Source organism: Bartonella sp. AA16NXGY, assembly GCF_042197325.1.
Taxonomy (GTDB): domain Bacteria; phylum Pseudomonadota; class Alphaproteobacteria; order Rhizobiales; family Rhizobiaceae; genus Bartonella.
In genome coordinates this window covers 150,767-165,197 of the sequence record NZ_JBHIRR010000004.1, presented here as the reverse complement: position 1 = coordinate 165,197, position 14,431 = coordinate 150,767, and the positions used below count along the sequence as shown (strand labels likewise).

Genomic DNA, 14,431 nt, shown 5'->3' with positions numbered 1-14,431 from the left:
TGGAACTTCAGCAACCATTGCTTCTGTTGTGATCAGAAGGCTCGCAATTGAAGCCGCATTCTGAAGAGCAGAGCGCACAACTTTCACAGGATCAACAATTCCCAAAGCAATCAAATCACCGAATTCACCAGTTGCGGTATTGTAACCATAAGTGTCAGCATTATTTTCCAGCACTTTGCCCACAATAATAGCGGCTTCTTCACCAGCATTGCTTGCAATCTGGCGCGCTGGTGCTTGTAGAGCACGACGAACGATACTAATACCAGCTTCTTGGTCAGGATTACTTCCCTTAACGGTCAACGCATTTGCTGCACGCAACAATGCGGTACCACCACCAGCAACAATACCTTCTTCAACAGCAGCACGTGTTGCATTCAAAGCATCATCAACACGGTCTTTCTTTTCTTTCACTTCAACTTCTGTTGCACCACCCACACGGATAACAGCAACACCACCAGCGAGTTTAGCAAGTCTTTCTTGCAATTTTTCACGGTCATAGTCAGAAGTTGTTTCTTCAATCTGAGCCTTGATTTGATTGACGCGAGCAGTAATTTCAGCCTTTTGTCCAGCACCATCAATAATGGTGGTGTTTTCTTTAGAAATATTCACTTTCTTTGCACGTCCAAGCATATCCAAAGTGACATTTTCAAGTTTAATGCCCACATCTTCAGAAATAACCTGTCCGGATGTCAAGATAGCGATATCCTCTAACATTGCTTTACGACGGTCACCAAATCCAGGAGCTTTTACAGCAGCAATTTTCAAACCACCACGCAATTTGTTGACAACGAGCGTTGCCAAAGCTTCACCTTCCACATCTTCAGCGATAATGAGAAGTGGTTTTCCAGACTGAACAACAGCTTCAAGCACAGGAAGAAGAGATTGCAAATTAGACAATTTCTTTTCGTGAATGAGAATGTAAGGATCATCAAGATCAGCGACCATTTTCTCAGCATTTGTGACAAAATAAGGGGAAAGATACCCACGGTCAAATTGCATTCCTTCAACGACTTCTAATTCCGTTTCAGCGGTTTTAGCTTCTTCCACGGTAATGACGCCTTCATTGCCCACTTTTTCCATAGCATCAGCGATCATTTTACCGATTTCAGCAGCGCCATTAGCGGAAATTGTTCCCACCTGTGCAATTTCTGCTGAAGTTTGAATTTTTTTTGCTTTTTTGAAGAGGTTTGCCACCACTTCTTCAACAGCAGCATCAATCCCACGTTTAAGATCCATTGGGTTCATGCCCGCAGCAACAGCTTTAACACCTTCTTGCACAATAGCTTGTCCTAAAACAGTTGCTGTTGTTGTTCCATCACCAGCGATATCATTGGTTTTAGAAGCAACTTCGCGCAACATTTGTGCACCCATATTTTCGAACTTATCTTCCAGTTCGATTTCCTTTGCAACGGATACACCATCTTTTGTGATACGAGGCGCACCGAATGATTTATCAATCACCACATTGCGACCTTTAGGGCCGAGTGTCACCTTAACAGCATTAGCAAGGATGTCGACACCGCGCAACAAACGCTCACGCGCTTCACGGCCAAATTTGACTTCTTTAGCAGCCATTTAATTTCTCCTTGGAGTTTTCTCAAAATAGTACACAATGAAAAACTAAGTGCTTCAATTAGCCCATAATTCCCATAATGTCAGATTCTTTCATGATGAGGAGGTCTTCCCCATTAATCTTGACTTCAGTTCCAGACCATTTTCCAAACAAAATACGGTCTCCTGTTTTGACTTCTAAAGGCACGCGCTTTCCGTTATCATCGAGAGCGCCATTGCCAACAGCAATCACTTCGCCTTCTTGGGGTTTTTCTTTTGCTGTATCAGGGATGATAATCCCACCAGCCGTTTTATTTTCAGATTCAACCCGACGGACAACGACACGGTCGTGAAGTGGGCGGAATTGTATATTAGCCATGTTTTAAATCCTTAAAACTGAACATAATTGAATTAATCTTAAAAGTTCTTGCTAGCACTCTCAAATTACGAGTGCTAGCATGTGTTAGATATAAAATCGGCATCTCTCAATGTCAAGAATAGCCATAAAAATAATTTCTCTAAATGAAGCTTCAAAGTCTTGCCTCTTATTGCACTTTCGCGTTATCTATCTTTTTTGAGAACCCGTGAACAAAAAAGGATCTTATCATGGTTGAAACACGTCAGGAAACGGATAGCTTTGGAACGATTTCGGTACGTCAAGATCGTTATTGGGGCGCACAAACTGAACGTTCTCTGCATAATTTTAATATTGGCAGTGAAAAGCAGCCTCTTGCCATCATCTATGCCTTAGTCCTTGTCAAAAAAGCAGCAGCGATTGTAAATATGGGCAAAGGAAAACTACCAGAAAATATTGGAAAAGCAATTATTGCCGCCGCTGATGAAGTGCTTGCTGGCGATTTTGATACGCATTTTCCACTGTCCGTCTGGCAAACAGGTTCTGGCACACAAAGCAATATGAATGTCAATGAAGTCATTGCTAATCGTGCTAGTAAGATTTTGGGAGGAAAACTTGGAAGCAAAAAACCAGTTCATCCCAATGACCATGTCAACATGAGCCAATCATCGAACGATTCCTTTCCCACGGCGCTTCACATTGCCACCACGTTGCAAACACGCCAACACTTACTGCCAATCCTTGAAGCTCTTATTGCGACATTAAAACAAAAAGAGCAAGAATTTGCAGATATCATTAAAATCGGCCGCACCCATACGCAAGATGCAACCCCTTTAACCTTAGGGCAAGAATTTTCAGGCTATCGTGCCGCATTAGAAGCCAATCGTCAGCGTATTGAAAATGCTCTAACCGATGTCCAAATGCTTGCTCAAGGTGGTACGGCTGTTGGCACAGGGCTGAATGCGCCAAAAGGTTTTGACGTTGCTTTTGCGCAAACAGTGAGCACTCTCACAGAAATAACGTTCCAAACTGCCAGCAATAAATTTGAAGCACTTGCCCATCATGGTGCCCTTGCGCATTTCCACGGGAGCTTGAATGCTCTCGCTGCTGATCTGTTTAAAATTGCCAATGACATTCGGTTTTTAGGCTCTGGTCCACGTTCCGGTTTAGGGGAACTCAGTCTTCCTGAAAATGAACCAGGATCTTCTATTATGCCCGGCAAAGTCAACCCCACGCAATGTGAAGCCTTAACCATGGTCGCATGCCAAGTCTTTGGTAATCACACCAGCGTAACCTTTGCCGCAAGCCAAGGACATTTTGAACTCAACGTTTATAAACCTGTTATTGGCTATAACGTTTTACAATCAATTACCCTTCTTGGTGATTGCATGCGTTCTTTTGATATGCATTGCATTCAAGGATTACGAGCTAATCGTGTTCATATTCACTCACTCATGGAGCGCTCACTCATGTTAGTCACAGCTCTTGCACCAGAAATTGGCTATGAAAAAGCTGCTGAAATTGCCAAAGCAGCGCATAAAAATGATACAACTTTGCGCACCGAAGCATTAAAAGCAGGTGTTTTTGTAGAGGATTATGACCGATTAGTTGATCCTAAAAAGATGATTGCTCCCCAATAAACAACCCACTAAAAAAGATGCAAACATCTTAAACAAATCTTTCTGTCAAAAGATCGGGGTGTAAACACCCCGATGATGACCGATAACAATTACCCACAGCGTTCATTTTAGGCTCTGATCCGCATTTATGCTATGGGTGGTTTTGTTGCTTATATTGTACTTAAAAGGCACAACGGTTTTGCAAAGGCATGGATAGTCATAGCTCAACACCCAATGGCTATACTGGCAGAAAGTGATTTAAATGGATATGACCTTAAGGTGTTTTTCATTCTAGCTTCGCGTTTTGATTTTGAAAATCTATTAGCTATCAACCAAACAGAATGAGCTCAAAAAAATCGGTATTAATAGACATAATTTCAATCGAAGTATAAAAAGATTAATGAATTCATCGTAGTTACGCTTTACAATGTTATCATTATTGATAACATTGGGTAGATAACTCTTATCTCAATGAGATAATGTGTTTATTTATAATGATAATCTAGCGTTATCCATATTGAACGAGAATCCTAAATACCGTAAGATTTTCTCATTTTAAATCGGTCCCATGTTGCATCAATCAAAATCATTGACTTGCACATCACAAACGCAATGAATATGTGAATAGAAATTGTATCCGATAAGAACTACAAACGCCTCTAATGAACCACCTCAAGTGCCAAGGACTGTCACAACGGACAAAGGGGCCTCTGTCACAACATTGTGGAGAGGACTGTCACAACACCCCACGAACTGGCAAATATAGTAATGGTACCGGCGTGCTCCTTTATGAAGCGTAAAAGAGATGCTCAATAGATTTATTATTATACCATTCACAATCGCTGTCATGAAATGGGTTTAGGAACATTGAGAAATGTCTCTTTTATGAAGCGTGAAGATGGGAGTGCTCAATAGATTTATTATTATATCATTCACAATCGCTGTCATGAAATGGGTTTAGGAACATTGAAAAATGTCTCTTTTATGAAGCGTGAAGATGGGGGTGCTCAATAGAGGAACAGCTGTTGGAACAAAATTCAATGCACCGAAAGGTTTTGACCTTTGCTGAAACAATCAGCTCTCTAACGGGGATATCCTTGACAGCTCGCAAGAAATTGGAGGCATTTGCCCATTATGGCGCCCTCACCCATTTCCACAAAAACCTGAATGCACGCGCTAATCTCTTTAAAATAGCCAACGACATTCAGTTTTTAGGCTCTCATCCACGTTCCGGCTTTAAGCGAACGGAACGGAGAGTTTATCCGTTTTACATGGCGCATAAGAAACCTCATGAGACTTGAGATTCTCGCACTTTACTCCTTCTGATTCTTCGTATTCCATTCAATCAATCAAAACTATTCGCTTAGATTATTATAAGCAAAAGTGGCATATAGATAAAAAAGAAATAAAGTCGCCCATCCCCTCGAGTGCTCAAAAGGCTACCGCAATACAAAGCTATGCAATATCAAAAACGAGCAACGAATATGACGGTGCCAATATGCATTTTTACGATAAATTGAATATTTAAGCACATTGGTGTCAATCATAATGGATAATACATTTAATAACAAAAAGTGTTTTAATGTATATAAAGTAATATTTTTTTAACAAATAGAAAGCTTGTTTACTATACTATAATTTTTTCTAAAACACAGAGAACACTGAAAGAGTATATAAAAATACTGAAAAATCAATATAAACGCGGGATAATAGCATGAAAACAAGTTTCAAGAACGCTTAAATATGGATAATTATAGAGTTTTTGAATGTTTTAGTTTTCATAATGATATTAAATATAGATTTTTTTAACCAATTCGTATATAATGCGATTTGTATCTGAAATAAATTGGGGACGTTTTTATGAAAACAAAATGTTTAGTTGCACTATCTATTTTCACCTTCATTACCGCTTCAACAGCGCAAGCAGCAGATACAGTAATCTTTAAGCAATCAGAACCGAAGGTTTCATTGCAAGATGTTTCATCGTCACGTATTTCACCGGTTACTGTTTCTGCGCCTTTTTCTTGGTCTGGTTTTTATTTTGGAGGACAAATTGGATATTTTTCCAATAAAAATACTCTAAATTACGCACAAGAAGCCAGGGACGGAAAATGGGCTTTGGTTGATAGAGATTTATCACCGAAACTATCAGGATTGAGAGCAGGTTTGTATGCAGGTTCTAATATTGATCTGGGAGATCTTGTTTTCAGTTTTGATACCGATATGGTCTGGTCTGGGAGGAAAAGCACCCAAACAGACAATGGAAAGAAAATTCTAGATGAATCAAACTCCATTAACATTGCCTTTAAAAAAGCTGGGATTCCTATCATAAAACCTGCAGCTCAGGGTGAAACGATATCCAACTATGGTGACATTGTTGTTAGCAGTGTAACATTGAAAGAAACGTGGTCTGGTGCCACGCGCGCGCGCATTGGTTTTGCTTCCCATCGTCTTATGCCTTATATTGCAGGGGGTATAGCCTATAGACAGATGCAATATATCATGTCACTTTTATCAAAATCGCAAGAAGATTCGACAATTTTTGCTTCTGGCAATGTGTTAGATGAGACAAAAACAATGTTTGGTTACACTGTTGGTGGTGGTTTTGATCTTGCAATGACAGATAATATCATTATGCGGACAGAATATCGTTATTCAGATTTTTTTAAAAAGAAATTTGCAAACGATAACCTTAAAATCTCTTCTCAAACGCATGATGTTCGCTTTGGTATCGCTTATAAATTCTAAGTTTTTTAGAAAAGTTGAACGATTAAAAAACCCCGTTAAAAACGGGGTTTTTTAATGCCCCTTTGCACTAAAAAGACGTAGATTCTAAAAACCAGTACTAAACTGTAAACAAATAATCACGAAACAATCCAACCTCTCCCTCTCTTAAAGCAAGCTCCTATCCTCTCAGCCTTTCATGTAATGCCTTTGGAATATAAAAGCTTTACCATCATACCACTGGGCGCCATCGTAAAATAAATGAGAGCCGTTATTTAAGAGATATTTCTTTAAAATAAATATGGATATTGTGCATCAATTGCAGTTTTATAAGATGATGTTGACTTGGCCTCCCCGCTCTTAAAGGATAAAGATTCTAAACACCCATTTTTAAACACCATGTCCGTTTATAAAAGCACAAAAACCCTTGGAGACTCTTGGGGGATATTGGGCGGGCTTCTTTGGGCTCCTCCTCATGGAATGCCCTTAAATCTCAAGCAAGACAAACACTGAAGAATATCCAACACACACCGAAAAAAATACTGTAACGTTTCAAGGAAGTATGCCCTATATGACCACACTTCAAACGACAGTATTTTACCGCTATTGTATGCCAGAGTGGAGAGAGGATATTGCGGTTCTCTGTTTATGTAATTTCTATAACGGGGAGACAGCTTCATTTAGGGAGAACATGAAGTTGTCAAGGTAAAAACCAATTTCTAATCTTACCATTTCCCTCTGCTTTACGACTTTCAAAAGCCTCTAAAGCAAAATCTTTTAAGCCTCTCATGCTCCTGTCTTTTAAAGAGAGGAGATTACACATTGCCCCATGTTTTTGTTGCTCACATATCTTTTTGGCGATCACGCCCCTCATGTCATACGACAACGCTTCAAACCAAACACACTCAAATTCAAGACACTTTGGTTGCCAATTCACATGCGTGTTTTAAAGAAACAGCTCTCAAAACCCTCAAGCCCATTTTGCGAAAGCACCTACAAGAATATAAAATCTATAAAGCCTCTAAAGCACTATTTTTTAAACCTCTCATGCTCCTGTCTTTTAAAGAGAGGAGATTACACATTGCCCCATGTTTTTGTTGCTCACATATCTTTTTGGCGATCACGCCCCTCATGTCATACGACAACGCTTCAAACCAAACACACTCAAATTCAAGACACTTTGGTTGCCAATTCACATGCGTGTTTTAAAGAAACAGCTCTCAAAACCCTCAAGCCCATTTTACGACAGCACCTACAAGAATATAAAATCTATAGAGCACCATCTCTACACTTCATAAAAGTGCAAGCTGGCACCATCCATCATACACTTTACCTCCAATGATGCCCTTGAAACGGCATAAGAGGCATTTTTATTCATTTTTTGTAAAATTTCACTCCACGCGAGCTCATCTAGCTTGTAACGCACGAGCGACATGATTTTGGTTGATTTACTATAAGCAGACTTGAAATGAGAGAATCCTACGGTATTCGAGGTTTTTCATTCAACATACAAAACATTGAACACGGTCTATAAATTCCATGTTTTATAAATCCCATGTTCTATAAAACAACGTGATGCACCATAACAGGATAAAGGAAAATATTTATGAAGTGGTGCGGGTGGTCGGACTCGAACCGACACTCCTCTCGGAACCAGATTTTGAGTCTGGCGCGTCTACCAGTTCCACCACACCCGCACACTGCTATAAAAGACAGGACTATAAAAGACAGACTTGTCGATTATTCCTTTGCACTATATGAAGAAGAACAGATTCGTCAACAGAAGACTTCTCATTTTTTAAGAATTCATATCATTTTCTTATCTATTTTATGAAATACTTTCTTTATTGGATTTCTCTACCGGATTTATAGCAATCTCATTTGTAAAGTCTTTACCTCTTAAACTTATAAAAGCCTCATGATATTAAACAAATTAAAGCTTTGGACGATTTCTTTAGCAAATCGGCGTACAGCACCACACTGGCTTGGTTTCATTGCCTTTATTGAAAGTTCTGTTTTTCCAATTCCCATAGATGTTTTATATATTCCGATGCTTCTTATCCATCAAAAGCGGGTTTATCGCTATGCTTTGATTGCAACAATCTGTTCTGTATTAGGAGGCATTGCCGGTTGGTTTATCGGACATTTTGCCTATGATACCCTTGCCAAACCCATTTTAGAAATTTATGGTAAGGTTGAAAGTTTTGAATCTCTGAAAAATAGTGCAACCCTGCAATTTCTAATCATTTTACTGATAACATCAGGTTTTTTTCATCTTCCCCCCATCAAGATTGTCACAATTTTGGCCGGTGTTATGAGTGTGCGTCTTGAATTTTTCATTCTTATTTGTATTTTTTCCAGAGGCGCTCGTTTTTATCTTCTCGCGTGGCTGATTAAACATTTTGGGCAAAAAGCAATGAATTTTCTAGTACAGCATTTCAAATGGATTGTTCTCATTGGTTGTGTTAGCCTCCTTTTAATTTATGGGATTTTCATAGCTTTTTTAAACAGGAAGCTTTTATAAGGAACAGACTTAATGGCATGCGTTTTGTCTTCTCACCCACTTTTACACAAGCACCTTCATCTTGAACCCAGCAGAAAAGAACAAAGTTTATGGGCTTTTTTTCTCGCTTTTTGCTTGTCTGCCACAATAGGTATTGCCCTTGGTTTTGAACATTTCGGAGGGTATCTTCCTTGCGATTTATGTCTCATAGAGCGTTTCCCCTATTATGGTGCCATACCATTTTTGCTCTTAGCAGGTTTTGGGGCATATTTTTTTCGCATAACTGCTTGGGTACAACTTTTATTTTTGTGTGTTTTTGTCTTAATGTGCATCAGCCTTGTTTTAGCCATTTATCATGCGGGTGTTGAATATGGCTTTTGGGCTGCTCCCCTCAGTTGTGGTTTAAGCGCAGTCAGAAAAACCTCAGACATTAACCAGCTGCTTAACCAATTAAATAGCATTCATCCCCCTTCTTGTTCTGAAGCATCCGCACGCTTTCTTTTTCTCTCATTTGCCGGTTGGAATGTCGTCTCAAGCCTATTTTTCTCCCTTATAAGCCTCTATATTACTTCAAAAGGGCTCCTTTCAATCCATAAAAAACTCTAACCATAAAATAGAAACGAAACCGCGTACACTCGTTCTCTCCAATCGCTTTCCCCTACCAACCAACCCTCCAGTCACCAATCCCCACCCAAAACCACCCACCGCCAAACCAACCCACCAACACCAACGAGTCACCAACATCCCTCCTCTAGCGTTGTACTCAAAAGACAAAAATAAGCAGAGACATCCATTTTATGGTTTCACCTCTCTGTACTTATAAGCAACATTTTGATAAAAACTCGTGATAGAAAAGCCGTAAAATAATAAGTGAGGGGACCAATAAATATAAATGGTCTGCTATGGCTGAAGATAAGAACACAGAGCCTTCTACCCTATCACCTATTTCCTTAGATATAACCAAACTTGAAGAACCATGTGTTATGATGGAACATGATCATAATGCATGGCGTGAGCATATAAAAGAAAGAGATTTAAATGCGCCTTACGAAAAACCACCTCATATAAAACCACGAATCAAATCGGCACCACGCATCAGACAAGTTTTTTGGTGTGATTTTCCTCATGATTCGATACTCCCTGAATTTTGGAAAAAGCGGCCTGTTTTAGTGCTTTCTAAGAATGCAAAATTATATGGAAATGTGACAGTTTTACCTTTTTCAACGAAATCACAACCCAATAATCCCGCTGCGTATCCAATACAATCTCCTATAGAGAATAAAAAAGCATGGATTATCTGCAATTATGTCACAACAGTTTCTGTAAGTCGTTTAAGTTGCTCACGTACCGTTCCAAGATTATCCTGCGAAGATTTTCATAAAGTTGTAGCTCTGATGCTCAAATATTTACCGCATTTACACTATTGACTTTTGAGAAAAATAAGTGTACCTATATCAGCATACACGGCATCAGTAATGGTGGCCGCTTCCCCGCAAGGGGAGATAGGAACGAAGGAGTGGGAAACCGCTCCTTTCGTCATTTTTGGTATTTTTTTGAAAACTGCCATTTTTTGCAACCTTCCCTAGAACATATCCAACATTCATTCTCCACCGTTGTTGTTTTGAAATATCTGCGATTTGGGGTAAGCAGAAGACAATATCCACACCTTGGATCCGGTAAAGTTTCCCACGGAGATTACCGAGATATTGTACATACTTATCATTTCATTGCACAAAAAATCGTGCTGCCGTTGCTTAAACTTTATATGATTTTCCGCAATAAGAATATCTTTCCAAGATTGAAAAAAAGCTTCGCTTTATATGACCACACCTCAAACGATCGTATTTGACGAGATAACAAAGAAAATTCTCTAATAAACTAGAAATCAACCCCCAATCGATTTCTATCTCTTCACCAATAACAATTGTTTATTGCCCTAACCGCATTATTTCACCGGTCACACGACCCAACATAGCTTTTACAGATAGATTTTCTTCCCCTTTTCCGAGAAACGATCTATGCTATTTTGGGATTTACTGCTAAATTGCGTATGCTTGCACTTTGAATGCCTTTTTTCTCACCATATAAAAGGTAGATAAAAAAATAATTTCGTTTATCAGCTTTATTTTAAAGACACACCTATTTTTACAGGATACGTTTTCCTTTCTATCAACCCTATCACATTTAATACACTTGTCGTTTCTAAACATGAACAACCAAGCATCACAATGGAACAATAGACACCCATCACTTTCATGGGCACTTGCATTGACAAGAGATAAACAAGAGCATTGATCACCACACACGGAGCAAAAGTCTATAGCGACTACGCCATAGACTTTCGCCACGCAAGGGTTATTCTTAAAGCATATTTATGATGAGATAATCATTTATGACATCCTTTTTGTTACGCCAAAGAACGGGTTTTGCTAACGAGTTTTACTATTGTGCAAATTTTTCAAGAGAAATCCTCACTCGCTCATAGATGACAAGATTTCTTTATGGAGAAAGCGTATGGCGCTCAGCTTTGACCTTTTCCATAACAAGGGTAAAGTTCAAACTTTAACCAACACGACAATACACCTATTCTAAACGATTTACGCACCACCTCATCGGCAACACATTGCCAAATATCCGTACATTTCCTCGAAAAATTTTCACACTTTTACGCATAGTAAAAAAAAGATTAACTTTAATCATGTTGCACTCCATTTTAATTGATTTGGATTTTAAAATGCCCAAAAAAATCAAACAAAAATAGAGAGGTAAGTTACGAAAACTACAGGATAAATTTTACTGCCCCAAAATGTCTATTTTCCCCCGCCTGAACAGTCAGAGGAACACTATAAAAATTATTTTTATTGAAAAACAATTACTTATAATCTAGGGAAGAAAAGTAAAAATCTCCCCCAGAAAAAGAGATTATCTTCAAAATTATCAAAAAAAGCAGCACAATTTTAGTGATCTTTTTATTTTTTTTCTTTTGATAAAAGAGAGCTGGCAGGTGTCTTAGGCGCCCCTCCGGTAGGTTCCCAATTCGCAACAGCCGCTAATTCCTCAATGAGCTTCTCTCTTGGTAAATTATCATCATCCACCAACTTGTACTGAACGGCATGTTCACTAAGCCACTTTATAAGCGTTCCTTTAACAGTTTTACCACCCTCAGCCTCACTCACCGCTTCCCATGCTGCAACAATAGCAGCAAGCTTTGGAGCATAACGTGGATGCGTTGGATCTTGAAACGCATAATATTTCTGATCCTTAGTCTCAGCAGAATCATCCTCAGGGAAAAAAATGGAGGGTACAGACCACGCGATGAAAGCCATTCTTTTAAATCATCAACGCGAACATATGAAGAATCTGGATCTATATAACTCGAATAACTATACGACAATTTCATCTTTAATTGCCCTTCTTTTCCTGCCTGAATTATGGCATTATAAGCTCCTCGGAAACAAGCAGTTTTCTCTGATGATACGGAAAGGTTATCTTCGTAAATATCACTCTTTTCTGGTTCCATTTCATCGTGAAACAAACACTTTCCTGGATTTAATCCAACTATTAAAAGCGCTGCCTGCGGTATTGTTAGTTTGTGCAAACCCAAAAACCATTCTAAACTATCATCAATGTCCATAGAGTTCCTCTTTTTTCTGCACAATTTCGCTCTTTTTTAAAAACATCAAAAACGTTTGTTAACGCGTAGAGATTATGCACTTCTCACATTTCAATTCATCCCATACTTTAAATAAAAACACAGCACCCACACTCCTCCTTGTGATACACAAGAAAATGATTTGAATTGATTTAAGATAAGAAGTTTTGAAGTGAGAGAATTTTACTGAATTTTGGGCTTTCATGCAAGATATCAGGCCAGTTACAAGGCGATAAATGCCCCTTCATAAAGCATAAATTTTTATGCGTGATCAAACAATTTGATATGATAATATCTCTGTCATTTATGCACTCCCACCTTTATCTGTCCCTGCAATTACAGCACAAAAGATAATTCGTTACACGCTAACAAATCCACCTAAATGCAAAAGCTGTAACAACGCTAAAATGCGCGTAAATATCATAAGAATACTGTCTTACACCTCCACAAGCAGAATGAGTGGCGTAAAACTGTACAATAAAATGTCATGCCTATAATGAACAGTGCTAAAGACTGTCGCAACACTGGGAGCTAAGGTGTATGATGATGCCGGCTTGCTCTTTTATGAAGCGTAAAGATTAAGAAGACTCAATGGAGTTTATATTATTTCATGGAAATTTTGCCGCTCTACCCTTCTATACTCTTCACGGGGCCCCCTCGCGAAATGGGCTTTTATCCCTTGAATAAAGATCTCCTTTAAAGAATCATTTCAAATTCTAAGAGCTGTACAGTCTTTTGAACGCATCGAATGAAGATGATGCTAGCTTATTCCTTTCCTATATTCTCGAGCATCAATACATTGAAATGCTCCATTCAAACGCCCCTTTAGCAAAATAAAGCACATTGTCTCTTAAATTTTTTCACGTAATCATTTCTTTCATGCGCCCCTGTCGTCTCCATTTGACAAATCTCCTTGTACTTTCTCAACATCCCAGCACCTTTTTTCTCAGTGCAACCTTTTTGCAATTTTTCAGTTTTGAACTTTTAGATTGACTTTCGGTTTATTTTTCTTATGTTTTAGAATTATTCTAAAGTGCAGAGGAACAGAAAATGTTGAGATCGTTTTTTTCATTTGTACAACGTAAAGCTCTGTCCTTTCGTTCAGCACAAAACGTGATACTTAAAGCGCTCAAATTAAAAGAGCAACATGCGGCGCTCTATTTAAAATATGCAAAAGCTCTAGAACCTTATTCCTCTAAGGAAGCGGCGGTTTTTACCGCCATGGGGCTTCAAGAGCTTAAAAATTATAAGCAACTTTTGTGCCTTTCTTGCCATAATCGTGCAAACACTATCGGTTCATTATGTGACAGAACTTCTCTTGTGAAAGGAAAGAGCCGCCATCCCTCCCCAAAAACAACAGCGGCAAATCACACCATAAAAAAGCCTTCGAAAACGCAAAGACAAACACTTTTGACTTGGATTCAACCAGGTCTTGCAGGGTTAATGGATGGCTCTGTCTCCACCCTTGCCCCCATTTTTGCCGCAGCTTTTGCCACGGGAGACACGCATCAAACTTTTTTGATAGGGCTCTCAGCTTCAATTGGTGCGGGACTTTCAATGGGTTTCACAGAAGCAGCCCATGATGACGGAAAATTATCAGGGCGTGGTTCGCCATTAAAAAGAGGTCTTGCCAGCGGCATTATGACAACATTAGGAGGACTAGGTCATACTCTTCCCTATTTGATCAACTCTTTTTATGTAGCGACAATTATTGCTTTTATCATTGTTTTTTTTGAACTAGGCGCCATCGTCTGGATTCAGAACAAATTCATGTCCACTCCCTTTTGGCGCGCCTCTTTACAGGTTATCATTGGGGGAGCTCTGGTTTTTGCCACGGGTATTCTTATCGGTAGTATCTAAAAAATCTTATCTGTAACCATAATTTAGATCTCAAATAAGCGCATGCCCCTAGGCATAAGCCATCCTTGATGATGCCATTATTGAAAAATGCCATTGATAATGTTAGGTGGTGTTGTGGAATATTTTAAGTCAGTAAGAGATGATAAGCAAGCTCTGGGGACAACCTA

11 protein-coding genes, 1 tRNA gene and 1 pseudogene are annotated in these 14,431 nt (G+C 39.0%); 8 read left to right on the top strand and 5 right to left on the bottom strand.

All coding sequences use genetic code 11. The annotated features are described in order from the left end of the window. A partial coding sequence (groL, locus tag ACFINK_RS04030) for a chaperonin GroEL (protein ID WP_375638306.1) occupies positions 1-1,575 on the bottom strand: 1,575 nt, incomplete at its 3' end. Positions 1,576-1,633: 58 nt separating this feature from the next. Beyond that, positions 1,634-1,930, bottom strand: coding sequence for a co-chaperone GroES (gene groES / locus ACFINK_RS04025; protein WP_005774667.1), 297 nt, complete (start codon positions 1,928-1,930; stop codon positions 1,634-1,636). Positions 1,931-2,157: 227 nt separating this feature from the next. Here groES and fumC point away from each other — a divergent pair, with 227 nt between their 5' ends. The 4 genes and pseudogenes from fumC (at position 2,158) to ACFINK_RS04005 (ending at position 6,273) form a co-directional block, all read left to right on the top strand. Further along, a complete protein-coding gene (fumC, locus tag ACFINK_RS04020; RefSeq protein WP_375638305.1) occupies positions 2,158-3,546 on the top strand; it encodes a class II fumarate hydratase in 1,389 nt (462 codons plus the stop codon). Between the two features lie 132 nt (positions 3,547-3,678). After that, positions 3,679-3,870, top strand: a complete 192-nt coding sequence (locus ACFINK_RS04015) for a hypothetical protein (RefSeq protein ID WP_375611601.1) — start codon at positions 3,679-3,681, stop codon at positions 3,868-3,870. A 670-nt stretch (positions 3,871-4,540) separates the two neighbouring features. Then, positions 4,541-4,760 (top strand): annotated as a pseudogene (locus ACFINK_RS04010) (lyase family protein); the annotation flags it as partial. A gap of 625 nt (positions 4,761-5,385) precedes the next feature. After that, positions 5,386-6,273 carry an outer membrane protein gene (locus ACFINK_RS04005; protein WP_375630099.1) on the top strand — a complete coding sequence of 296 codons (888 nt, stop codon included), beginning with the start codon at positions 5,386-5,388 and terminating at the stop codon, positions 6,271-6,273. A 1,588-nt stretch (positions 6,274-7,861) separates the two neighbouring features. Here the strand turns inward: ACFINK_RS04005 and ACFINK_RS04000 are convergent. Next, a tRNA-Leu gene (locus ACFINK_RS04000) sits at positions 7,862-7,946 on the bottom strand. A 221-nt stretch (positions 7,947-8,167) separates the two neighbouring features. Here ACFINK_RS04000 and ACFINK_RS03995 point away from each other — a divergent pair. Both ACFINK_RS03995 and ACFINK_RS03990 read left to right on the top strand, forming a co-directional pair. Further along, on the top strand, positions 8,168-8,773 hold the full coding sequence (locus ACFINK_RS03995) for a YqaA family protein (protein WP_375638304.1): 606 nt from the start codon (positions 8,168-8,170) through the stop codon (positions 8,771-8,773). Positions 8,774-8,785: 12 nt separating this feature from the next. After that, positions 8,786-9,358, top strand: coding sequence for a disulfide bond formation protein B (locus ACFINK_RS03990; RefSeq protein ID WP_375638303.1), 573 nt, complete (start codon positions 8,786-8,788; stop codon positions 9,356-9,358). On the opposite strand, the gene ACFINK_RS03985 is transcribed toward ACFINK_RS03990, so the two are convergent. After that, positions 9,338-9,490 carry a hypothetical protein gene (locus ACFINK_RS03985; RefSeq protein WP_375638302.1) on the bottom strand — a complete coding sequence of 51 codons (153 nt, stop codon included), beginning with the start codon at positions 9,488-9,490 and terminating at the stop codon, positions 9,338-9,340. The genes ACFINK_RS03990 and ACFINK_RS03985 overlap by 21 nt on opposite strands. Before the next feature lie 164 nt (positions 9,491-9,654). Between ACFINK_RS03985 and ACFINK_RS03980 the strand changes: the two genes are divergently transcribed. Then, a complete protein-coding gene (locus tag ACFINK_RS03980) occupies positions 9,655-10,179 on the top strand; it encodes a type II toxin-antitoxin system PemK/MazF family toxin (protein ID WP_375613249.1) in 525 nt (174 codons plus the stop codon). A 1,542-nt stretch (positions 10,180-11,721) separates the two neighbouring features. Here ACFINK_RS03980 and ACFINK_RS03975 read toward each other — a convergent pair. Next, the gene (locus tag ACFINK_RS03975; protein ID WP_375638301.1) at positions 11,722-12,078 is read right to left on the bottom strand and encodes a hypothetical protein; all 357 of its coding nucleotides are present in this window, start codon (positions 12,076-12,078) and stop codon (positions 11,722-11,724) included. A 1,376-nt stretch (positions 12,079-13,454) separates the two neighbouring features. Between ACFINK_RS03975 and ACFINK_RS03970 the strand changes: the two genes are divergently transcribed. Next, positions 13,455-14,264, top strand: coding sequence for a VIT1/CCC1 transporter family protein (locus ACFINK_RS03970; RefSeq protein ID WP_375613245.1), 810 nt, complete (start codon positions 13,455-13,457; stop codon positions 14,262-14,264). Positions 14,265-14,431 lie beyond the last annotated feature (167 nt).